This is a genomic window from Candidatus Omnitrophota bacterium (assembly GCA_030688425.1).
Classification (GTDB): Bacteria; Omnitrophota; Gorgyraeia; order Zapsychrales; family JANLHA01; genus JAUYIB01.
In genome coordinates this window covers 188153-210865 of sequence record JAUYIB010000018.1, presented here as the reverse complement: position 1 = coordinate 210865, position 22713 = coordinate 188153, and the positions used below count along the sequence as shown (strand labels likewise).

The following is a 22713-nucleotide window of genomic DNA, read 5'->3' as shown; positions in this document are numbered from 1 at the left end:
TAACCTCACTTACGGATGTCAAGTTTTTGGATAAGTTCTTCGTACTGCTGGGGATTGTTGCTCTTGAGGTAGGACAAAAGGCGGCGTCTCTTGCCGATCATCATCAGGAGTCCCCGGCGGGAATGAAAATCCTTGCGGTACACCTTCATATGATCGGTGAGATCCGTGATCCGCTTCGTCAAAATGGCGATCTGGACCGCGGCCGAACCGGTATCCTTGGCGTGGAGCTTGTGATTGTCGATGATCTCGCTTTTCTTTTCCTTTACTAAAACCACTTTCTCTTTCCTCCTTACTTACTTAGGCCTTCACATCACTGGCAAAATGACAGCACCAAATGAAAAAGGCCTGTACGCCGGCTCCTCAGGGCCATTCCCTGGCTAAGGCCGGCAGGACGGTCTGCGTCCTTCCTTTGACGTGAAGGCACAATTATACTATCGGCCCGTTCTTTAGTCAAGATGAATTACGGAGGCGGCCCGTGAAGGCCGGGGGAAGGTTATCGGCCGCCCACGGTCCGGATGCCGCGCTGAAGCCCCTTATGCGCCTTGTCGATCTTACGGAATTCGGCGATCAAGGCCTTGAGCTTCGGGGTCTGGGTCCCGGGGCACCTGGCACGGATATACTCCCGGCCGATCAGGTGGTACAAGTGCTCTTTTTTAAGGTTCAGGGTCGCCGAGTCGAGGTGGAGTTTGCCGCGGCCGGAGAACGTCTTGAGCTCTTTCTCGCCCTTTTTCGCCAGACGAAGGGCTTCCCGGCTGAAGGTCATGAGCTGTTTCTTCACTTCGGGCCAATCGGATTTGATGTCAAACTTGTTCTTGTTCATCTCTGCCTCCCGGAAAATCCTCTGTCCTGTTTAAGTGTGTTTTACCGGTGTATTATAGCAACACCCCCGGGGAGGATGCAACGGGATATCCAATTTCCTCATTCCGCCCCGGCCCCGTGTCCTCAATTGAAAAATCCGGGTTGATAATCCCGGGGAGCTCTTCTATACTATGAGTATGAAAGGAATCATGATATTTCTGGTATTGGGCGCCTGGATCGTCGGCATTTACTACGGCTACGTCTACCTCGTGCGAAAAGCCATGAAGACCGAACCCAAAAGCGATTCGGAGGTGATGGCAAGATCGCTCCAGCAGGAAGAACAGCGGAGGAAGGCCCGGGAGACCCTGGAACAACAGCGCCGGCTCATGCAGGACCGCCAGCGCACCATCCAGATGCACCGAAACCGCTGAACCATCCCCTTTCGCCCATGAACAAATTCCTGGCAGTGATCGTTATCATCTGCGCCCTGGCCCTGGCGGGCCGGAGCCTTCAGCAAAAATTCCGGCAACCGGATGTCCTTCCCGCCGCATCACCCTCCGAACGCCCCCTCCCCTTGCCGGCCGATGACCAGGCGCAACAACTCCTGGAAAAACGCCGTCGCGCCGCCGAACAGCAGAGACAACTCCAGCGCCAGCGGCTGGAATCCTACTCCGACACTCGCGCTTTTGAAAACAATTGAGATGTAGCGGAAAGACTCCGGGACCCGGACGGGAACGGCCGGGGATCAGGTGTGGTCCCGGGCCTCGAGGATACGGCGGGTGAATTCTCTCTCGAAAAGCTCCTGCATCTTGCGAAGCTCGCCCTTCCCGAGAAGGTCCACGACCGTTTTCTCGATAGCCGCGAAACGGTTTTTCAGATAGAGGTATTCCGGCTGGAGTGACCGGCGGGCGGAATCGGAAAATTTCTGGGCGACCGCCCCTTTTTCCTTGTCCTCGATGTATTTGACGAACTGCTCGACCTTGAAACGGTATTTGGCCGCCACCTCGCCGGCAAGGCCGGTCTTGTTCTTGTCCAGGTGCGTGAGGATGCGGCGGTCCGCCTCAAGCTGGGTGAACTTGCGGTCGACCCGCTCCAGGTCCTCGCGGGTGGTTTTATAGCACCAGAGCAGATAGCGGCGGACCAGGTCTTTTTTTTCTTTGGGGATTCTCTGGGACGGCATGGGAGAGGTTGTCAGGGGGTGATGGCCTGGGCTTCCTTGTTGATCACGTTCAGCGTCATGTTGATGGAATCCTCGATCGCCCGTTTAAACTGCGAGGACCGCGCGAACGTGACCACGACAATGACGACGATCGCGAACAGCAGAAGGTATTCAATGAATTGTTGGCCCCGTCGGGATCCGCGCATGGCTTTTCTCCGTCAACAACGACATGTGTTTCAAATATAGCACACCCGCCGGGCTTTGTAAACGGGAGATCTCGCTATCCCGCCACCTTGAAGATCTTGGCCCCCGGTTTCGCCTCCCGGTCCACCTTCAGCCCCGCCAGTTTGCCCTTCACGGCCGTCCGCACATCCAGGCTCTCGATCTGGAGCGAAGCCACTTTCTGGACAAAATCCGCCGATCCGCCTCTGACGCGGATGGTGTCGCCGACGGAGAGCCGGCCCTGCTTGACCTCAACGACCACGACCATGATCCTGGAAAAATAATGCGTGATGTTCCCGACGAAGATCTCTTTGGGCGCCTTCACCGCCGGGATGCGGGATTTCGGGGCGGCGGATTTTTTCGCCTTCCGGACGGCAGGGCGTTTCGGTTTCCGGGTAACGGCCCGGCGCCGGCGGAGCGGACGCCTCTTCGCGGGCGCGCGGCGGACGCGGCGGACCGGACGGCGCAAGGACCTAAATTTTTTACGGGGACGGGATTTCCGGGAACCGGCGCGGCGGCGGGGCTTGCCTTTCAGCAGATGGCGGACAGCCGATAGCAAACGTTTCCACAGGGCCATGATGAGGGGACCGGGCGCGGGACGCGCCTATAAAGTGATCTTCTGGGCCAGCTTGGTGACCAGCGGGAACTCCACGTACTGCCCTTTGAGCACGGCGATGATCCCGATGAAAGAGATGAGCAGGAGGACGAACATCCCGACCGGGAGGATCCAGGAAAACGGGATGCTGAAGACAAAAACCCCCACCTCAGCGGTGAAGATCACAAGCCCCTGCCTGCCATGGTACAGGACGAACGGATTCTCTTTTTTCAGGACCAGCGGGATAATGCAAAGAACCGGCAGGTAAGACAGGATGGCGATGACCTTGCCCTCCAGGATGTCCTTGTCCTCATCACGCTTTGACATGGGGCACAACCTCGATCAGGGAATTGATGTCTCCGAACGAATTGCGTTCCTGGCTGGGGTTGGTCGGGTCTTCTCTCCAGCGCCCGTCGATGATGAACTGGTATTTGTGCGTGCCGGGCTGAAGAGGGATGCGGGCCGTCCACCGGCCGTTCTCGTACTTCATCCGGCAGGTTTCGTCCAGGGACCAATCGTTGAAACTGCCCGTGACGTAAACGGACTGGGCCTCGGCGGCCTCGAGCGTGAACGTGGTGGAAAAAAGCTGGGGGGACTGCTCCTTGACCAGGGACTGCATCCGTCCGGACAGCGGCTGGAACCCGGCGTCGGCGGCGGTCTCAACGGCCTCGCGCGTCCCGGCCTTGGCTCCGGCGGCCACGGCCTCCGCGGCCTGCGCGACTTCGGCGCCGGCGCTCTCGCGGGAGATCATTTCCTTGGCCAGGCTGAAATAATCCTTGGACCCGCGGCAGTACTTGTCGAAGGTCACGACGGTCTCGCCCATCACCGCGGACTCCTTGAGCTTGACGTTGATATGGATCATGGTGTCGTAAAGCACGTCGGAAAAACGCTCGCGGATCTTGGACAGCATGGAAAACGAATGCCGCAGGCGGGAATCGAACATGGTGATGAGGATCCGGTAATCGACCTGGTGGTTCAGCCGGTCGCGGATCAGGTGGATGATGTCCAGCAGGTGGTCCACACCCTGCATGGAGAAACGGCTCGTCTCCACCGGGATCACGACCTCGTCGCTCGCCCGCAGGGCGTTGACGGTCAAAAAGCCCAGGCTGGGCGGGCAGTCGATCAGGATGTAATCATAATCGTTGCGGACCCCGCGGATGATCTCGGTCAGCTTCTGCTCGCGGCCGATCTCATCGGCCAGCTCCTGCTCCAGCGTCCCGACGAGGACGTTGGACGGGACGATGTCGAAGCCGTCATGGACCTTCTGGATGATGTTCTCAATGCGCAGTTTGCGGGGCGTGAGGCGCGAAATGACGTTGTAGATGCTGTCCTGGTTCTCCAGGTTCAGCCCGAGCGACGCGTGGGCCTGGGGGTCCAGGTCGATGAGCAGGACCCGGCGGTTGTTCACGCTCAGCGCCGCCGAGAGGTTGATGGCCGTCGTGGTCTTGCCACAGCCGCCTTTCTGGTTCGCGATGGAAATGATTCTCATGTCTTTCGGTCCTCCCTCGAGTTGATAAAATCGGAAAAAATTCAGCTGGAGAAACAAACGTCGTCGATGAGCACGGTCCCCTTTTTCTTCTGCGCGTTCCACGACTCCAGGATGAAAGAGACGTCGCTCACGTTGCTCCAATCGGTGATCTGCTCGAATTCGTCCAGCGGGATGCGCACCGCGTTCCAGTCGAGCCGGACGTCCTTGATGATGACGGAATCGACCTCGTTCTTCCGGTTCTTCATCTCGACGCGCACGATGCCCGGCCAGCCGTCGTCCATCCCCCGGATGGAGAACTGCAGGGTCCGGTATTTCGACGCGTTCATCTCCGGGACGCTCAGCGAAAAGGTCTTCACCGGCGGGAACGGATAGTTCAAGTTGTACGTCACGCGGATGGGGCCGTGGTGCAGGGCGTAGATGATCTTGTCCTGGAACGCGCCTCCCCGCTTCGTCAGGAACGCCGTCAGCCCGTACACCGAGCTGGCGAAAATCACGACGGTGATGCCGATGTTGATCAGCAGCCACGCGCTGAACTGCTCTTTCTTCTTCAGCGCCTGGGTGGTGCCGGTCTTCTTGCCCAAATACACCTGGGCCAGGTGATCATATATTTCGTCTCGAGTCATATCGCTAACCCATTCAGTATTAAAAAGTTATTGATGCGGAAAAATCACGGATGACGGGCGGAAATCTCAAAGAAGCCGCGCAAAAAATTCGATGAATAATTTTATATTAACAAATATCTATCATTTTCAAAACACTATTTCATCTTTTTTAAGAACAGGCCGGCGTGTTTACCGACGGAGAGAGACCGGCGCGCAACGCGGGCCGCGGCCAACGCCACAAATGCCATCAATTCATTTTTTTGGGAGAGAAAACGGCGCGCGGGCCGCATCCGACTGAAAGGAAACGGTTTGAGGCGGAGAAACAGGGAGTGCGCCCTGCCGGGCGCACCCAAAAAAACCCCCTGCCGGGAAATCCCGGCAGGGGGTTAAGCGAAACAGCTAACGCTTCGTCAATTAGAACTTCACGTTCGCGTTGACGACGCTCTGATAAGCCGCTTCGTTGTTGTCTTCGTGAAACGCGCCGCCCGGAACGAACGCGGAGACGCGGGCACCGATCTGAACATCTTCGGTGTAGTCATACACAACGCCGGCGCCGAATTCGTCGCCGAGCATTGTGTTCGTGGTCATCTTCGGTGTCAGCGTGGTCCCATCCGGCTGCAACAGCGTCAAGCAGGTGGCGCCTGAGCAGTCGCCGCTGAAGTCCCCGTCATCGAGGGCCTTATCCAACCAGAGCCTGTCCCAGGTTACTGTCGTCGTAACGTCCTGGATCGGCTTGATGGCCAATTTACCGCCCACGATATGGGCGTTGGTCAGGTTGAACAGCGTGTTGTAGATGGTGCCGCCGCCCTGGTTCTCGAACATCGGGTCCCAGGCGTTGTAATGATCGTCACCGGCCAACGTGCCAGCTTCAGCAGGACCGCTGTCGCCGGAAACGTAGGTGTAAACACCCGTGACAACCGGGCTCCACTGTGCCGTGCTCTCGAACGGGAGCATGTAGTTCGCGATGATCTGGCCGCCCTGGGCTTCGCGGTGAACGTTGTCGCCACCGGAAAGCGTTGTGGCCTTGTTGCCTCTCTGCATGGCACCTTCGGCCTGCAGATTCAACCCCTTGATCGGGTTGGTGCTGACCCTGGCACCCGGCATGTAAACGGTATCATTCTTGCGGCCGACGCCGCCAGTTTTCGTGCTCTGGTCGATCTTGGCCCAGAAGTAGCCTTCGACGACCGTGTTCCACTCGTCGCCGATCTGATAATTGGCGTTGGCCCCGTAGAGGTCAACGTCATCATCATGGGCGCCCAGACCCACCACGGTATTTTCATCCACTTTGGCGAAAACCACGTCAATGGTGAGCGGGTTGTAGTCCAACACCATGCGAATGGCGTTAAGCGCCGTTCTCTTGGTGAAGTCCTCGGCAATGCCGTTGAGCCCGCCTTCGGCCACGTTGTTATTGGTGCCGGAGGCATCGATAACGAACGAGTTGCCGTAAGCGAACACCTGGCGGCCGATGATGACCGTCAACGGCGAGTAGAGCATCTCTCTCATCGTGACATAAGCCAGATTGAGGTCGATGTCGTTGGCCACGTCGTCGTTGGCCTCTTGCCAGACTCTTTCATTGAGGAGACCGACCGTCGCCTGGACGTTGTCCGTGAGGTCAGCATCCACGCGGAGGCGGGTCTGGGTGAGAAACAGGTTCTGCTCGTAGATCGGAGCAGCCCCGGACGTGCCGAGGTCGAAGTCATGGCGGACTAACCACGTGTTGTCGATGTCGCCGCTGACTTTCACGTTCTGAACACTCGCGAACGCGGGCACTGCCACGAGGGCGAATGCGAGCATCGCGAAAAGGATCACTTTTTTCATTACTTAACTCCTCCCAAGAAGCCGGTTTCCCGGCTTTATATCACACTAGGTTTATACTTCGTATATATAACGGCCTAGATTGTTTCGCATTAGACCAGTCCTGATGATTCCCGGCTGATTGGTTTTATCCCTCCTTTCGGCGCCAGATTGAAATCATCACTGGAGAGTAATTAGGTGAAAGACATTTTCACACAAGGAGTTAGGCATGTCAATGAATTATTAAAAAATTTTAAGATTGGGTTAAGTCCGGGGTTACGGGGGAAAAACCGACGGGAGAAACGGCGGGGGAATCGGCCGGATAGAAAAACTTTACGATTCGTCAAGAAATAAGACGCGTATTAGATGCCGGAGCTTGATTTGTTTAAAAAAATAGACGTGCCTGCCCCCTGCCTTTAAAAGAGAAAAGCGCCTGTCCTTGTCAAAGGCAACAGAAAAGGAAAAGCGCCTGCACCCGTTTCTCTAAAAAACTGAAGGAAACGGGTACGAGGCACACCCTTTCTGATTCAAAGGGCAAAAAGCGCCTGCCCTTGCTGGGAAATGCAAGGGCAAGGCGCACTCTTTTCTGGATGTAAGAGCTTGACTGGATAGAAAAAAAAGACGCGCCTGCACCCGTTTCTCTAAAAAATTGAAGGAAACGGGTACGAGGCGCATTCTTTCTGATTCAAAGGGCAAAACGCGCCTGCCCTTGCTGGGGAAACGCAAGGGCAAGGCGCATTCTTTTCTGGATGTAAGAGCTTGACTGGGTTAGGGAAGAATGCGCCTGGACCGATTCGAACGGTCGACGCCGGCCTTAGGAGAGCCGCGCTCTATCCATCTGAGCTACAGGCGCAAATTTCCTCTAAATCTATAGAAGGCGCCGAAGGCGCCCGACATCCAGATAAATTTGCGCCTAGTCCCAGCGTTTTCCAGCTGGGACAGGCGCTTTAAAGCTAAGAACTAACTTCCAGAACGATTTGCGCCTAGTCCCAGTGCCGTCCAACTGGGACAGGCGCTTAAAACTTAAAAAAATACCCGCAAAGCGGCGCAGTCATCCAGAACAATTTGCGCATAGTCCCAGCGGTTTCCAACTGGGACAGGCGCTGTAAAGCCAAAAACTAACGATCCAGAAAGATTTGCGCCTTGCCCCAGTAGTTCCCCATCTGGGGCAGGCGCCGTAAAGCACAGATGCTTAAATGTCCCTCTTATATAAGGAATACTACTCTATATAAGGCAACTCCCGCTTTTCACCCCGCCATTAAACCACCCATCCCGCCCTCTGTCAACCCCCAAACTCCTTCAAAAGCTCCTCTTTGGCTTTGCGGTACCTCTCCCCCTGTCCGGCATCGGCGCTCATCCGCTCCAGCTCGGGCAGGACTTTCTTGAGCATCCGCCCGTGTTCTGGGTAAAGCTCCACCGCCTTGCGGAACGCCAGGACCGCCTCGGCGTGCAGGCCGGCGGCCTGGTTGACCTTGGCCAGCAGAAAATACGCGTCAAAATGGTCTTTCCTCAGCTCAATCGCCCGGGCCAGATTCTGAAAAGCCAGCGGCCCGTTGCCCAAACGGTAATACAGGTCTCCCATGCCGTAAAAGGCGTTTTCGAAATCCGGCTTGATGGCGATGGCGGCCTGGAAATACTGCATCACCATGCCGATTTTGTGAATGTCGTTTTCCAGAAGAAGGCGGTCGTTGTAGTCCAGGGTGTTCAGCGGCCGCTCCTTGATCGCGACGTAATGGTCCAGGATCTTCTGGAAATCCGGCTGGCGCAGGTAGCCGTCGCCGAGCTTTTGATAGATCAGGGCCGTGGCCACGTCGTTGCGGATGTCCATCTGGTGTCCCCACAACGACACACTGTCCTTCCAGACCAGGGTCTGATAGTAGGCCTTGGCCCCCAGCCCCGTCACCGCCGCCAGGAGAAACGCGATGAGCGCCCCGCGGGCGAAGACGTTCTTGCCGTATTTTTCCAGCAGGCGCTGGGCCCCGTATCCCAACAACAGGCAGAACCCGAGGCTGGGCAGATACATGAACCGGTCCGCCACCACGTTGGCATCGGCGGCCGCATCAAAGCGGAGGAGGAAAAAGATCGAGACGATATAAAAAAGGCAGGCCAGCACGAACATCCGGCATTTCCGGAAAACAAAAATCCCGGCGATAAAAAGAACGAACGCCGTAACGGAGGCAAGGTAAGTCAAATTGGTCACGGCCAGCGGTTTGGGCAGGCCGTAGAAGACCACGAACGCGTCCGGATAAAAAAATTTGCGCAGATAAAACGCGAAACACCACACCCACGTCAACAGGCTGTCCGGAAATTTCAGTTCCGGAAGGCGCGCCTGCATCGCGTACGTCACGCCCGCGACCGGCGCGGCCACCAGAAGAAACGGGATCTTCTCCCAAAGCAGGCCCGGGGACCAGGGCCGTTTCAAATACCAGTCGTACAGGATGAACACAAACACCATGCCCAGCGCCATGGGCTTGGCCAGGACCGCCAAAAGCAGGAACAGGAGCACCATGGCGTAATACCGCTCGCGCTGGAACTCGAACTGCCCGACCGCCGCGTACCGGCCGTAACAATACAGCGCCAGCAGGGCGAAGAACGAATACAGCACGTCCTTGCGTCCCGTCACCCACGCCACGGATTCAACGTGCATCGGGTGGACCCCGAAAACCAGCGCCGCGCAGGCCGCGCCCGTCCAGGATATCCCGGCCTGCCGCGCCAGGATCAGGATGAGCAGGCACACGCCCGCGTGCAGCAGGAGATTGTTCAGGCGGTAAACGGCCGGGTTCAGCCCGGACAGCTTGCGCTCGACGGCAAAGGACAGCGTGGACAGCGGGATGTAGGTCCCGTTGACCGTGGTGGTGAAGATCGGACCGAGGGAACGCGGCCCCAGGTCCTCGGTGAACGGGTTTTCCAGCAGATGGACGTCGTCGTCCCAGTTGACGAAGCCGTTGTCCCGCACCGACGGGCCGTAAACAAAGGCGAGCGCCAGAAGGACGAAGGCCATGGACCAGAGGGCTTTGTTGGAAAAAGAAATGAAATGGCGCTTGGGAGGCATGGGAGTCAACCGCGGCGAAGGGGCCCGCGCGCGGATCAGTACCTGATGATGGCGGCCATCGGCGTGTCTTTGAGCTTGGCCTTGCCTTTGAGGAATTTGAGCTCGATCAAAAAGACAACGCCGGCGATCGGGGCCCGGGCGCCCTTGACAAGCTCCACGACCGCGCTCACGGTCCCGCCGGTGGCCAGGACGTCGTCCACGATCAGGACGCGGTCCTGTTCGGTCAGGGCGTCTTCGTGCATCTCCAGGGTGTCGGTGCCGTATTCGAGCTGATAGGTCACGCCGCGCGTCTTGTAAGGAAGCTTGCCTTTTTTGCGGACCGGCACGACCCCGGCCTTCAGTTTATAGGCCAGCGCCGAGCCGAAGATGAAACCGCGGGACTCCACGGACACGACCTTGGTGATCTTCTGGTCCTTGAATTTCCTGGCCAGGAGGTCGATCGACTTCCGGAAGGCCTCCGGGTTGCCGAGCAGGGGCGTGATGTCCTTGAAGATGATCCCTTTAGACGGAAAATCCGGGATGTCGCGGATCAGCGCCTTCAGATCGTTCGCCTTCATGCCGCCTCCTTCCCGCCATGAACGGCCGCGGTGGATTTGCGCGTGACGAGCTTGGCGGCGAGCGTCAGTTTCACGGGCAGTTTCGCGTCGCCCAGACAGATTTTTTTCAGGTTCTCCGCGCCCAGCCGCCCCATCTCCACGATCGGCTGAAACACGGTGGTGAGCGGGACCGGGCTGTTCATGATGAGCGGGTTGTCGTCGAAGCCGACGACGGACAGGTCTTCCGGGACGCGCAGGCCCTGGCTGCGGGCCACGTCCATGAGCTCGAGGGCCATCACGTCCGACGCGGCAAAAACGGCCGTCGGGCGCTCTTTGAGGGCCAGGAGCTTCGTGGCCGCGATGCGCGCCGGCGTGCGGAGGAAATCTCCGTAAGTGATGTACGACTTGGGGACGTCAAGCTCACGCTTGGCCAGGGCTTCCTTGAACCCCTCCAGACGCATCTGCCCGGCCTGGGTGGACATGTCCCCGGCGATGGTGGCGATGCGGGTGTGCCCGAGCTTCACCAGGTGCTCCACGATCTTGTGCGTCACCTCGCGGTTGTCGATCGCGATGCAGTTGACCGGCTCGTCAATGGCGTTGTTGAGGACCATCGTCGGTATCTTCTTGGAGATCACGCGCCTGACCACGCTGAGGTCGTTGTCGATGTCCGCGAAGATGATGCCGTCGATATACTTGGGTTCGAGGAGGGACGAATTCAACCAGCTGCGGTGGTCGAACCGGTCGGTGATATGGATCAGGATGTCGATCTTCAGCCGGCTCGCGGCCAGGCTGACCCCCTTGATGATCTCTCCGGCGTAAAATGAATGAAAAATATCTTCGAAACTGGGGATGATCAGGAGGAACGTTGTCTTGCGCTTTTTACTCGTCAGCATGCTTCTTCCCCTTCTCCCTGTTCTTGATGACCTGGCGGATCTTCTTGATGGTGGAGGCCTCGAGCTGGCGCACGCGCTCGCGGGAAACACTCAGGACCTTGGCGATCTCGGCGAGGGTGTGCGTGTTGCCGTCGGTCAGGCCGAAGCGCATGTCGATGATCTTGCGCTCGCGCTCGTTGAGCGTTTCCAGGAAACCCAGCGCCCGCTCGCGGTTGAAAAAGACCTCCAGCTGTTCGTCGGGGCTGATCAGGCTCTGGTCCTCGATGATGTCCTTGACCATGCCGTCGCCCTCTTCGCCGATGGGCGCGTCGAGACTGGACATCTTGGCGATCGAGTTCTCCAGTTCCCTCACCTTGTCGACCGAGACCTGCAGACGCTTGGCGATCTCGCCGGCGCGGGGCTTGCGTTTGAGCTTGTGGGTCAGGTCCTCAATGGTCTTCTTGTATTTGAGGATCTCCTCGTTCATGTAAACGGGAACGCGGATGAGCTTGCCCTGATCGATGATCGCGCGGGAGATCCCCTGCTTGATCCACCAGGCTGCGTACGTGGAGAAGCGAAACCCCCGGTCGGGGTCGAACTTCTCCACGCTTTTCATCAGCCCGATATTGCCTTCTTCGATCAGGTCGCTCAACGGCACGCCGAGGTTGACGTAACGCTTGGCGATGCTGATCACCAGACGCAGGTTGGCGCGGATCATCATGTTGCGCGCCTCTTTATCGCCCTTCTGGACGCGCTGGGCGAGGTCGAATTCCTCCTCGGCGGTCAAAAGGTCGATCTTCCTGACGTCCCTCAAGTATGCTTTGATCGGATCCATACCGGGTTATCTTTTCTTTCCCTTTTTCGCGGCTTTGGCTTTGGCCGGGGCCTTCTTGCCCTTGGCGCTCAACGCGGCCTGGGCTGCGGCCAGGCGGGCGATCGGAACGCGGAACGGCGAACAGCTCACGTAATCCATGCCGATGGCATGGCAGAACTTGACGCTGTCCGGGTCCCCGCCGTGCTCTCCGCAGATCCCGACCTTCAGGTTCTTGCGGACGGAACGGCCGCGCTCGATGCCGATCTTCATGAGTTCGCCGATGCCGTCCTGGTCGATGGTCGCGAAAGGATCGGCCGGCAGGATCTTCTTGTCGAGATAATCCGGCAGGAAACTGCCGATGTCGTCGCGGCTGAACCCGAAGCCCATCTGGGTCAGGTCGTTGGTCCCGAAGGAGAAGAACTCCGCGCCCTCGGCCATCTTGGCGGCCTGCAGAGCGGCCCGCGGGATCTCGATCATGGTCCCGTACATGAAGTTTAATTTCTTGAGGCCGAACTTGGCGCAGACCTCGTTATACACTTTGTCCACGATGACCTTCTGGTGGTTGACCTCGTTCACCGTGCAGGTGACCGGGATCATGATCTCGGGGTTGGCTTTTTTGCCTTCCTTGACCAGCTCCGCGGCCGCCTCGAGGATGGCGCGGATCTGCATCTCGGTGATCTCCGGATACGTGACGCCCAGACGCACGCCGCGGTGGCCGAGCATCGGGTTATTTTCGCGGAGGCCGTTGGCGCGCTTGCTCAGCTCGCCCATGTCGACCCCGAGTTCCTGGGCCAGCGCGGTGAGCTTGTCCTCATCGTGCGGGACGAACTCGTGCAACGGCGGGTCCAAAAGACGGATCGTGACCGGCCTCTCGCCCATGACCGCGAGCGTGGCCTTCATGTCGTTCTTCACAAACGGAAAGAGCTCATCCAGGGCCTTGCGGCGCTCGGCCACGGACTTGCTCATGATCATCTTGCGCAGGAGGAACAACGGCTTGTCGCTCCCCTCGCCGTAAAACATGTGCTCGGTACGGAACAGCCCGATGCCTTCGGCCCCGAATTTGATCGCCTGCTCGGCGTCCTTGGGGGTGTCGGCGTTGGTGCGGACCTTCATGTCCCGGACCTTGTCGACCAGCTTCATCAGCTCCGTGTAGGTCGTGTTGTGCTCCACGTCAACGTCCACCAGGCCCAGCTTGCCCTGATAGACCAGGCCTGTGGTCCCGTTCAAGGTGATCCAGTCGCCTTCCTTGACAACGGCGCCCTTCTTGGTCTTGAACGATTTCCCGTCGTGGGAGATCTCGACGTCGGAACAGCCGACGATACAGCACTTGCCCCAGCCGCGGGCCACGAGGGCCGCGTGCGAGGTCATCCCGCCCTTGCTGGTCAGGATGGCCTGGGATTTGTGCATGCCGTCGACGTCCTCCGGGGAGGTCTCTTCGCGGACGAGGATGACCTTCTCCCCGCGGGAGGCCCATTCGACCGCCTCGTGCGACGTGAAGACCGCGCGTCCCACAGCGCCGCCCGGACCCGCCGGAAGCCCCTTGGCGATGGCCGGCGAGGCCTTCTCGGCTTTCGGATCGATCATGGGCAGGAGCAGTTCGACCAGCTGGCCGGGCCCCACGCGCATGACAGCGGTGTTGAGGTCGATGAATTTATCTTTATACATTTCCACGGCCATGCGCACGGCGGCGGTCCCGTTCCTTTTGCCGACGCGGCACTGCAGCATGAAAAGTTTTCCTTTTTCAATGGTGAACTCGATGTCCTGCATGTCCTTGTAATGCTTCTCCAGGCGCAGGCGGATCGCGTCGAGTTCCTTGTAAGGCTTGGGCATGCCCTTTTCCAAAGTCGTCAGATGGCGGCTCTGGTCGTTGACGGACGGCTCGTTGATGGGCGCCGGGGTGCGGGTGCCCGCCACAACGTCCTCGCCCTGGGCGTTGACCAGGTATTCGCCGTAAAACTTGTTCTCGCCTGTGGCCGGGTTGCGGCTGAAGGCGACACCGGTGGCGCAGTCGTTGCCCATGTTGCCGAACACCATGGACTGGACGTTGACCGCGGTCCCCCACTCATCCGGGATGCGCTCGATGCGGCGGTATTCGAAGGCGCGCTTGCCGTTCCATGACGAGAACACCGCGCCCACGCCGCCCCAAAGCTGCTCCCTGGCGTCGTCGGGGAATGCCTTGCCCAGAACGTCCTTGACCAGCTGCTTGAATTCCGCGACCAGTTTTTTCAGGTCGGCGACGGACAGGTCCGTGTCCGATTTGTAGCCCTTGGAATGCTTGAGCTGTTCCAATTTCTCATCGAGCAATTTGCGGATGCCCTTGCCTTTCGGCTCAATGCCGGCCGCTTTTTCCATCACGACGTCGGAATACATCATGATCAGACGGCGGTAGGCGTCATAAACAAAACGCTCGTTGCCGCCGCTCTGGGCGATGAGGCCGGGGATCGTGCCTTCGGTCAGGCCGACGTTCAAGACCGTTTCCATCATGCCGGGCATGGAACGGCGGGCGCCGGAACGGACGGAAACCAGAAGCGGGTTCCTGGCGTCGCCGAATTTCTTGCCCAGCAGGTTCTCGATTTTGGCCATCGCGGTCTCGACCTGGAGCTTCAATTCTTTGGGATAAGTCCTCTTGTTGTCAAGGAAGTAGGTGCAGACTTCGGTGGTGATGGTGAAGCCCGGGGGGACCGGCAGGCGCAGCGCCGGATGACCGGCCATCTCGGCCAGGTTGGCGCCCTTGCCGCCCAGGAGGTTCTTCATGGATTCGTTGCCGTCGGCCTTGCCTCCGCCGAATGAATAGACATACTTCTTAGCCATTTTGCCCAATTCCTTTCCTTTAGTGCTGCGTTGTTTAATGCTCACAAATTTCACTTGGGCCCCGCGACTGATCCGGGGGGCTGACGAAAGGCGTGTGCCCATAAGATTTACCTCGTAAACTTTGTTTTTAAATATTCCCCCATCCGCTCGGCGGGGATGCGTTCCTGTTTCATCGTGTCGCGGTCCCGGACCGTGACCTGCTTGTCTTCGAGCGACTGGACGTCCACCGTCAGGCAGAAAAACGTGCCGATCTCGTCCTGGCGGCGGTAAAGCTTGCCGATCGCGGCCGTGTCGTCATACACACAGACAAAATCTTTCTGTAAATCTTGCTTCAATTTCTTCGCCATGTCAACGATTTGCGGATTTTTCTTCAGCAGCGGCAGGACCGCCACCTGGACCGGGGCGAGCTGTTTGCTGAACTTCAGCACCACGCGCGTGGCGCCGTTGACCTCCTCCTCATGGTACGCGTCCACCAGGAACGCCAGGATGGCCCGGTCCACGCCGCCGGACGGCTCGATGATATAGGGATAGAACTTCTGGTTGGTCAGGTTGTCCAGATACTGCAGGTCCTTGCCGGAGAACTTGGCGTGCTGTTTGAGGTCAAAATCCGTGCGGTTGGCGATGCCTTCGAGCTCCGACCAGCCGAACGGGAAATTGTATTCGATGTCCGTGCAGCCGGCCGCGTAATGGGCCAGCTCGTCCTGGCCGTGCGGCCGCAGGCGGAGGTTCTCCTTGCGCATCCCAAGATTCAGATACCAGGCGTGACGGTCCGCGATCCAGCGCTCGTAACTCTGCGGGGCGTCCTCGGGACGGCAGAAATACTCGATCTCCATCTGCTCGAATTCGCGGGTGCGGAACGTGTAATTGCCGGGCGTGATCTCGTTGCGGAACGATTTGCCGATCTGGGCGATGCCGAACGGCAAACGGCGGTGTGTCGCGTCGATCACGTTGGGGAAGTTCACGAAGATGCCCTGGGCGGTCTCGGGACGCAGGTAGGTGACGCTGCTTTCATCTTCCACCGCGCCGAGGTTGGTCTTGAGCATCAGGTTGAACGCGCGCCCGTCGGTAAAATCCTTGCCGCCGCAGTTGGGGCATGTGTCGCCGATGTGGTCTTTGCGGAAACGTCTCTTGCATTTCTTGCAGTCCACCAGGGTATCGGCGAAATTGTCAGTATGGCCCGAGGCCTTCCAGGTCGTGGGGTGCATGAGGATGCTGGCGTCCAGGCCGACGATGTCGTCCCGGTCATGGACAACGGCCTTCCACCAGGCCTGCTTGAGGTTGCGCTTGAGCTCCGCGCCCAAGGGGCCGTAATCCCAGGCGCTGGCCAGTCCGCCGTAGATCTCTGAAGACTGGAAGATAAACCCCCGCCTCTTGCAGAGAGACACGATCTTGTCCATATCAACTGTTGACTGCATGGGTAAGGTCATTAGATTTTAAAAAAGACGTTTTCCGGACAGGGGTTGTGGGGAACGACCGGAAATCTTAAGGGAAAATGCTAATCGAAGACAGTATTGTATCCAAAACCTTACTAAAAAGCAAGAATTTTGAAATGGCAAAAACGGAAAAGAGCTCTTTGCCCTCTTTGCAAAGGCCTTAATACCCTCCGTAAAGCAACCGTTCATATTCCTTGAGGGTGACCATGGCGTTCTGCCAGCCCTTCCACAAATAATAGGAAGCCACAGCAATGAGGGCGGTCAGGATGATCTTCGTCAGTTTGCTGTAGCGGGGGTGAAGCCAGATCAGGGGCAGAACGCCCGGCCCCACGGTGCAAAAGGCCAGGAGAAGGAACCCGCTGTTAAAATACCAGGGGGCCGACTTGGGTTTGTTCAGGAACTCGTTGCAAAAACGGCATTTGACGGCGTCATCCTGGATATCTTCGGCGCAGTAGGGGCATTTTTTCATGAGGGCTCTCCGGACTGCAACCTGCGGAATTCGTTCTCATCCATGCCGTAACTGTGCTCTTTGTCCGGAAAGGATCCGGCCTCCACTTCCGCGCGGAACTGCTGGACCGCCTGGACAGCCGCCTGCCCCAACTCCGCAAAGGTCTTGACGAACTTCGGTTTCACTCGGGGGTAAAGCCCCAGCACGTCGTGGATGACCAGGACCTGGCCGTCGCAATCCGGGCCGGCGCCGATGCCGATGGTCGGGATGGACAAATTTTTCGTGACAAGCCCCGCGACCTTGTCCGGAACGCACTCCAGGACAAGGCTGAAACATCCCTTCTCTTCCAGTTGCGAAGACTGGCGGATGATCTGCCGGGCCGAATCCGCGTCCTTGCCCTGGACCTTGAATGCGTCCGCGGTTTGGGGCAAAAGCCCCACATGACCCATGACCGGGATCCCGGCCTGGACAATGGCCTCGGTCACCGCCGGGCAGTCCTCGAACCACTCCAGCTTCACCGCTTCACAGCCCGCTTCCCGGACGAACCGCCGGGCATTGGCCACCGCCTCCTCCGGGGTCCGGTAAGACGCGTAAGGCATGTCGCCGACAAACAAAGCGTTCTTGACGCCTTTTCGCGCGGCCTTGGCGTGATGGATCATCTCCGTCATGCCGACCTCGCGGGTGGACTCCAGTCCCAGCATGACGTTGGCCAGGGAATCCCCGACCAGCACGATGTCGACCCCGGCCCGGTCCACCAGCGACGCCGTCGGGAAATCATAGGCCGTGAGCATGGTGATCTTCTGCCCGCGCTTTTTCTTTTCCAAAATGTCCTGGATCTTCGTCATGGCAAGCGGGGGAACACGCCTGTCCCCCAATTTTAACTTGTTAAGGGGACAGGTGTGCGTCCCCGGACAAAAACAAATGGATTTCTTCCGCCGCTTTCCTGCCCGAGGCGATGGCGTTGACCACGGCCCCGGCGCCCCGCACGGCGTCCCCGGCGGCAAAAACGTTCGGCAGGCCGGTGGACGCGGACCCCTCCCGCGTCCAGACGGTCCCGTCGGAATTCAATGTCAGCTGCGGCAAAAGGAGATTCAGGTTGACCGGCGGCTGGTGCCCCCAGGCGATGACTACGCTCTGGACGTCCAGCGTGAATTCCGAACCGGGGACGATCGTCAATTCCCAGCGGCCCGTCGAATGCGGGTCCGCGTAATCGAGCCGCATGCCCTTGATCCCGGTGACGCGGCCTTCCCCGTCGCCGAAGATCTCCACGGCCTTGGCCAGCGGTTCAAAGATCACGCCCTCTTCCCTGGCCTGTTCGCGGTCGGCGGGATAGACCCGGAGCTCCTCTTCGAGCCTGTCGAACACCAGCGTCGTTGTCTTGCCCCGCCGGACACAGCACCGCGCGCAATCCAGCGCCGCGCTGCCGAACCCCAGGACCGCCACGGTGTCGCCCAGGCCTTTGATCTGCGCGTTCTTCCGGAACAATCCCGGCTTGATGAAATTGTCCTGCCAGAGGATCTCTTCGCCGTAGAAAACGCCGGACAGATGCGTGCCGGGGATATCCAGAAATTTCGGAGCGCCGGCGCCGAAGGCGAGAAGGGCCGCCTCATACCCGGCGGATTTCAGGTCCGCCATGTCCATGGTCTGCCCGAGACGCCATCCGGTCCGGAACTCCACGCCGAGGGCTTCCAACTCCCGGATCTCCCGGTCCAGCGTCTTTTTAGGAAAACGAAATTCCGGGATCCCGTAACGGAGGACACCGCCCGGCTTGGGCATGGCCTCAAAGACCGTGACGTCATAATGCAGGCGCGCCAAAAACGCGGCGGCGGTCAGCCCCGCCGGGCCGGACCCGACCACGGCGACCCGTCGGCCTTTCGCGCTCCTTCGTCCCGGCGGTTTGACCCGGCCGTGGTCCGCGGCATACCTCTCCAGCGCCCGGATCCCGATCGGCGCGCCGTCTTTCTCGAAAATGCAGGACTTTTCGCACGGGGCCGGGCACAAACGGCCGCAGACCGAGGGAAACGGATTCTGTTCCTTGATTTTGGACAAAGCCCCGGAGACGTCGCCTTCGCGGACCAGACGGATAAACGCCGGGATGTCGATCCCCAGCGGGCATCCGGGCCGGCAGACAGGGTCGCTGCACTGGGGACAGCGCCGGGCCTCACCCAGGGCCGTCTTTTTGGGATAGCCGAGGGAGACCTCATCCGAGGTCTTGATCCTTTTCTTCGCCGGCAAAATTTTCGGTAACGGCTGCGGCATAAAATTATTGTTTCTTTTCCGGGACCGTGATGCGGAGCCCCGACGGGTGCAGAGAGATCTCCTCTTCGGCCTTCAGCGGGACGCCCGAGCGCACGGCCAGATAGGAAAAATCCACCTGATGGCCGTTGAACTCCAGACCTTTTTCGCAGGCCAGGACAACGTCCCCGGCCACCCGCACGCGGCAGGCCCCGCACAGGCCCAGGCCGCAGGGCATCGCGGGGCTGAGCTGGACAAGGGTCTTGATGCGGCGGGACCGCGTCAGTTCGCAGACCGCCTTCATCATCTCCGGCGACCCGACGGCGTAAACAAGCCGGATCTTCTCCTGGTCGAGCAATTGGCGGACGATGTCCGTGGCCCGGCCGCGGCGTTCATAAGACCCGTCGTTCGTGGCGATGTAAAGCTTATGGCAGGACAGCCGCATCTGGGCTTCCAGCACGAGGGCGCGGCGGGTCTTGGCGCCGATGACGCCGATCACCTTGTTGCCGGCCTTGGTGAGGGACCGGCAGACCGGGAGGATCTGCGCGGTGGCAGCCCCGCTCGAGACGCAGATCACCAGCCCGGCTTTTTCGACCGTGGACGGCCTGCCCAGGGGGCCGATGATGGAATAAATGTTCTGGTTGATCGCCATGGCGCCGAGCTGTTTCGCGGCGGGGCCGGCTTCCGGAAAGATCAGGCTGATCGTCTTCCGGCGGGGATCGGCTTCCACGATCGTCTGCGGCAGCCATTCCCCTCCCTCCTGGGGAATCACCATGACATACTGGCCCGGCTGGGCCTTAACCGCGATCGTCTCGGCCAGGATGTCCAGCCGTTTGACGTCGCTGCCAAGCATCTGTTTGTTGACGATTTTGAACATATTTTGAGGGTATTTTGAGGGGACACACACCTGTCCCCAAACATTTTATATTGAAGGACAGGCGTGTGTCCCCTGACAAAATTACTTTAGCGCCTTCAAAAGATCTTCACACTTCAACGTGTTCAGCACGCGGTCTTTGGTCAGCCAGCCGCGCCGGGCGATGGACACGCCGAATCTCATGTGGTCCAGGTGCTCCACGGCGTGCGCATCGGTGTTGATGACGAATTTGACGCCCTGGCTCCGGGCGAAATACACGTTGGCCGAATCCAGGTCCAGGCGGATAGGGAACGCGTTGATCTCCAGGGCCGTGCCCGTGTCCGCGGCGGCCCGGCAGACTTCCTTCAAATCGATGTCGTACGGCTCGCGTTTGCCGATGTGCCGTCCCGTCGGGTGAGCGATGATGTCCACATGCCGGCTGCGGCAGGCGGTCACGAGCCGGCGCGTCAACTGCTCGCGGCCCTGCTCGAATCCGCTGTGGATGGAGGCGACCACCACGTCAAAGCCGCCCAGAATGGCCTCATTGTAATCTAAATTTCCGTCGCTGTCTATCTCGACCTCGGTGCCGAACAGGACCCGGAACCCTTTCAGCTTCGCGTTCAGCTTGTCGATCTCGGCTTTTTTCTTTTTCAGGTCCGCCGGGGAAACGCCGCGCGCGACCCGGAGCCGCTCGGAGTGGTCGCTCACCGCCAGGTATTCATAACCGCGCTTCCGGGCGGCCTCGGCCATGTCGGCGATGGTGTTGCGGCCGTCCGACCAGGTGGAATGCACGTGGACCTCGCCGCGGATGTCCTTCAGTTCGATCAGCCGCGGGATCTTCGCGCCCGAGAACAATTCCGTCTCGCCGATGTCCTCGCGCAGTTCCGGAGGAATATACGGCAGGTCCAGCGCCTCCAGGCATTCCTTCTCGGTGCGGCCCGCCACCCGCCGCTCGCGCTCGCCCTTGACGGAAAAAACGCCGTATTCGCTGACCTTCATGTCCTTCCTGATCGCGAGCTGTCTCAGCTTGACGTTGAAATTTTTGGACCCCGTGAAATACAAAAGCGCCGCGCCGAAACAGTCCGGGTCCACCACGCGCAGGTCCACCTGCACGTTGTCCTGGGTCAGGATCGAGGATTTGGTCTCGCCGTGGGCGTTGATGGATTTGACCTGCGGCAGGTTCACGAACACGTCCATGACCTTTTGCGGCCTGGGGGAATCGACGAGAATGTCGATGTCGCGCACGGTTTCCGACCCGCGGCGCAGGCTCCCGGCCGCGGCGATCTCCTTGACCTCGGGCAGTTTATTGAGCTCGGCGATGAATTCGCCGGCCACGCGTGTGGCCGCGCCCAGGTTCATCCGCTCCCGGCCCTGGCGGACCACGGCGATGCCTTCGCGGATGTTGGTGATGGTTTTCTCCTTGATGCCGGGAAGCCCGTCCAGCCGGTTCTGCTCAACGGCCTTTTGCAGGTCCGCGAGACTCTTGACCTTCAGCTGGTCATAAAATAATTTCGCTTTTTTCGGGCCTACCGACGGGACGCCCACGACCTCGAGCAGAGTTTCAGGGATCTCCTTTGTCAGCTTTTCATAAGCCGACATCTTCCCCGTGTCCAGATATTCGGCGATCTTGGCCCGCAGGGTCTCCCCGATGCCGGGGACATCGGACAGCCGGTCTTCACGGCGCAGGTCCGCGATGTCCTCGCCCAGGGCCGAGATGTTCTCCGCGGCCTTGAAATAGGCGCGGACCTTGAACACGTTCTCGCCCTGGATCTCCAGGAGAGTTCCCATGCGTTCGAAGATGTCGGAGATCTCTTTGTTCTTCATGGCTTGGTTATCCGCCGGGGGCAACGGCCCGCGTCATCCCGCCCGGTTCTCGCGAAGGAGCGTCAGGTTGGTGAACACGGGATCTTCGGCGCACAGCGGGTAAAGCACGTCCACGAACTTCTTCACATACGAGGATTTGCGGTGCAGGGTCTGGGCGTATTCATCGTCAAAGATCATGTAATGGATGAACACGGTCGGATCATTCGCGTCCTGAAAAGACTGGTAGGCCAGCGTGTCCGGCTCGTCGGCCTGCACGGCCTCGACGAACTCCGCCACGGCCTCCTTGACCTCGTCGACCTTGTCGGCCTTCACCTTGTAACGGACCATCATGTGTTTGGGCATATGTCCTTTTTCAGCGTATAGCGAATAGCGTAGAGCGGTTAGTTAAAACTTCTTAGCCCCTATCCGCTAAACGCTCTCCGCTCCACGCTCAATCAATTTTTTCCCCCCGCAAGATCTCCGGGATGCGGCTGGCGTCGATGCGGATGCCGCCGTCGTGCTCGATCCGCAGAGTGTACAGGATCCCGGGGACGAATTTCGTGCCGGGCGCCTCGATCTGGGCGTTCTTGATCCCTTTGCGCACGGCCTTGCGCGGGTCGAGCGCGTAATTCCAGAAATCCCGCCACAGCCCCTGCTCAAACTCTCCGGCGGGGCCGTCCAGTTTGTACCCCTGGGGAATCTCGTTCACTTTCGCGATCTCATATTCCTGGGTGTTGGAACCGTCGAGCATAAAGGCCTTCCAGAACAGATAAACGCTTTTGCCCCGCAGGTTGTCGGCCGATTTGACAAAGGCGTCGTCAAACCGCACGACCAGAGACTGGAACTGGATGATGTTGCCGGCAAAGGTGAAATGTTTCGCCGGCAGGGGGCGGCCCTGGGTGTCGTACTCGAGGAATTTGATCGTGGTCATGTGTTTCTGGGTGATCGGGTTAAAGCTCACGTCCGAGACCAGGACCTCCGCGGCCCGCGAGTCCGCATCGAGCCGTTTGATCACTTCCTTGAGGACGCGGGTCTGGTTGAAGGACCGCTGATAAATGTCGTACCCGCAGTATCCGCCGTAGGCGATGAGTCCGAGGATCAGCAGGTTGCCGGCCGTTTTCACGGGACTGCCTTTGCGGGAACGGGGCGGTTGGGATGTCATGGTTCGTGTCTCCTGCGGCTATGAAAATTCGAAAT

General features: G+C 59.2%; 24 protein-coding genes and 1 tRNA gene. 2 read left to right on the top strand and 23 right to left on the bottom strand.

Features of this window, described 5'->3' with window-relative positions; genetic code table 11:
- Positions 1 to 5 precede the first annotated feature (5 nt).
- Together rpsO and Q8Q08_07950 are read right to left on the bottom strand one after the other, a co-directional pair.
- Entirely contained in the window at positions 6 to 275 is a 270-nt protein-coding gene (gene rpsO / locus Q8Q08_07955) for a 30S ribosomal protein S15 (GenBank protein ID MDP2653948.1), read from the bottom strand.
- A 218-nt stretch (positions 276 to 493) separates the two neighbouring features.
- Entirely contained in the window at positions 494 to 820 is a 327-nt protein-coding gene (locus Q8Q08_07950) for a hypothetical protein (GenBank protein MDP2653947.1), read from the bottom strand.
- A gap of 169 nt (positions 821 to 989) precedes the next feature.
- Here Q8Q08_07950 and Q8Q08_07945 point away from each other — a divergent pair, with 169 nt between their 5' ends.
- Both Q8Q08_07945 and Q8Q08_07940 read left to right on the top strand, forming a co-directional pair.
- Positions 990 to 1229 (top strand): hypothetical protein, encoded by a 240-nt coding sequence (locus Q8Q08_07945; GenBank protein MDP2653946.1) that lies wholly within the window; start codon positions 990 to 992, stop codon positions 1227 to 1229.
- A 17-nt stretch (positions 1230 to 1246) separates the two neighbouring features.
- Positions 1247 to 1498 carry a hypothetical protein gene (locus Q8Q08_07940; protein ID MDP2653945.1) on the top strand — a complete coding sequence of 84 codons (252 nt, stop codon included), beginning with the start codon at positions 1247 to 1249 and terminating at the stop codon, positions 1496 to 1498.
- Positions 1499 to 1543: 45 nt separating this feature from the next.
- On the opposite strand, the gene Q8Q08_07935 is transcribed toward Q8Q08_07940, so the two are convergent.
- From Q8Q08_07935 to Q8Q08_07835, 21 genes are all read right to left on the bottom strand, one after another.
- Entirely contained in the window at positions 1544 to 1978 is a 435-nt protein-coding gene (locus Q8Q08_07935; GenBank protein ID MDP2653944.1) for a hypothetical protein, read from the bottom strand.
- An 11-nt stretch (positions 1979 to 1989) separates the two neighbouring features.
- Entirely contained in the window at positions 1990 to 2163 is a 174-nt protein-coding gene (locus Q8Q08_07930) for a hypothetical protein (protein ID MDP2653943.1), read from the bottom strand.
- A 74-nt stretch (positions 2164 to 2237) separates the two neighbouring features.
- Positions 2238 to 2756: a hypothetical protein gene (locus Q8Q08_07925; protein MDP2653942.1), complete on the bottom strand. Its 519-nt coding sequence runs from the start codon at positions 2754 to 2756 to the stop codon at positions 2238 to 2240.
- A 27-nt stretch (positions 2757 to 2783) separates the two neighbouring features.
- Positions 2784 to 3101 (bottom strand): hypothetical protein, encoded by a 318-nt coding sequence (locus tag Q8Q08_07920; protein ID MDP2653941.1) that lies wholly within the window; start codon positions 3099 to 3101, stop codon positions 2784 to 2786.
- Complete coding sequence (locus Q8Q08_07915) at positions 3088 to 4263, bottom strand: AAA family ATPase (protein ID MDP2653940.1); 1176 nt, start codon at positions 4261 to 4263, stop codon at positions 3088 to 3090. Before Q8Q08_07915 ends, Q8Q08_07920 begins: the two co-directional genes overlap by 14 nt.
- A 41-nt stretch (positions 4264 to 4304) precedes the next feature.
- Positions 4305 to 4886 (bottom strand): hypothetical protein, encoded by a 582-nt coding sequence (locus tag Q8Q08_07910; protein MDP2653939.1) that lies wholly within the window; start codon positions 4884 to 4886, stop codon positions 4305 to 4307.
- A gap of 393 nt (positions 4887 to 5279) precedes the next feature.
- On the bottom strand, positions 5280 to 6683 hold the full coding sequence (locus Q8Q08_07905) for a hypothetical protein (protein ID MDP2653938.1): 1404 nt from the start codon (positions 6681 to 6683) through the stop codon (positions 5280 to 5282).
- Between the two features lie 755 nt (positions 6684 to 7438).
- Positions 7439 to 7512 (bottom strand) — tRNA-Arg (locus Q8Q08_07900).
- Between the two features lie 429 nt (positions 7513 to 7941).
- Positions 7942 to 9660, bottom strand: a complete 1719-nt coding sequence (locus Q8Q08_07895; GenBank protein MDP2653937.1) for a tetratricopeptide repeat protein — start codon at positions 9658 to 9660, stop codon at positions 7942 to 7944.
- An 86-nt stretch (positions 9661 to 9746) separates the two neighbouring features.
- On the bottom strand, positions 9747 to 10268 hold the full coding sequence (locus Q8Q08_07890; GenBank protein ID MDP2653936.1) for an adenine phosphoribosyltransferase: 522 nt from the start codon (positions 10266 to 10268) through the stop codon (positions 9747 to 9749).
- Positions 10265 to 11140 carry a substrate-binding domain-containing protein gene (locus Q8Q08_07885; GenBank protein MDP2653935.1) on the bottom strand — a complete coding sequence of 292 codons (876 nt, stop codon included), beginning with the start codon at positions 11138 to 11140 and terminating at the stop codon, positions 10265 to 10267. Before Q8Q08_07885 ends, Q8Q08_07890 begins: the two co-directional genes overlap by 4 nt.
- Positions 11127 to 11954, bottom strand: a complete 828-nt coding sequence (locus tag Q8Q08_07880) for an RNA polymerase sigma factor RpoD/SigA (GenBank protein MDP2653934.1) — start codon at positions 11952 to 11954, stop codon at positions 11127 to 11129. Before Q8Q08_07880 ends, Q8Q08_07885 begins: the two co-directional genes overlap by 14 nt.
- A gap of 6 nt (positions 11955 to 11960) precedes the next feature.
- Entirely contained in the window at positions 11961 to 14744 is a 2784-nt protein-coding gene (ppdK, locus tag Q8Q08_07875) for a pyruvate, phosphate dikinase (GenBank protein ID MDP2653933.1), read from the bottom strand.
- Between the two features lie 107 nt (positions 14745 to 14851).
- On the bottom strand, positions 14852 to 16159 hold the full coding sequence (locus Q8Q08_07870) for a glycine--tRNA ligase (GenBank protein MDP2653932.1): 1308 nt from the start codon (positions 16157 to 16159) through the stop codon (positions 14852 to 14854).
- Between the two features lie 178 nt (positions 16160 to 16337).
- A complete protein-coding gene (locus Q8Q08_07865; GenBank protein ID MDP2653931.1) occupies positions 16338 to 16646 on the bottom strand; it encodes a zinc ribbon domain-containing protein in 309 nt (102 codons plus the stop codon).
- Positions 16643 to 17470 carry a 3-methyl-2-oxobutanoate hydroxymethyltransferase gene (gene panB, locus Q8Q08_07860; protein MDP2653930.1) on the bottom strand — a complete coding sequence of 276 codons (828 nt, stop codon included), beginning with the start codon at positions 17468 to 17470 and terminating at the stop codon, positions 16643 to 16645. The genes Q8Q08_07865 and panB overlap by 4 nt, the downstream gene beginning before the upstream one ends.
- Positions 17471 to 17510: 40 nt before the next feature.
- Entirely contained in the window at positions 17511 to 18884 is a 1374-nt protein-coding gene (locus Q8Q08_07855) for an FAD-dependent oxidoreductase (protein ID MDP2653929.1), read from the bottom strand.
- Between the two features lie 4 nt (positions 18885 to 18888).
- Positions 18889 to 19737 carry a sulfide/dihydroorotate dehydrogenase-like FAD/NAD-binding protein gene (locus Q8Q08_07850; GenBank protein ID MDP2653928.1) on the bottom strand — a complete coding sequence of 283 codons (849 nt, stop codon included), beginning with the start codon at positions 19735 to 19737 and terminating at the stop codon, positions 18889 to 18891.
- 81 nt (positions 19738 to 19818) lie between these two features.
- Positions 19819 to 21537, bottom strand: coding sequence for a DNA polymerase/3'-5' exonuclease PolX (gene polX, locus Q8Q08_07845; GenBank protein ID MDP2653927.1), 1719 nt, complete (start codon positions 21535 to 21537; stop codon positions 19819 to 19821).
- Positions 21538 to 21570: 33 nt separating this feature from the next.
- Positions 21571 to 21879, bottom strand: coding sequence for an antibiotic biosynthesis monooxygenase (locus Q8Q08_07840; protein MDP2653926.1), 309 nt, complete (start codon positions 21877 to 21879; stop codon positions 21571 to 21573).
- Between the two features lie 88 nt (positions 21880 to 21967).
- Positions 21968 to 22678: a hypothetical protein gene (locus Q8Q08_07835; GenBank protein MDP2653925.1), complete on the bottom strand. Its 711-nt coding sequence runs from the start codon at positions 22676 to 22678 to the stop codon at positions 21968 to 21970.
- Positions 22679 to 22713: the final 35 nt, after the last annotated feature.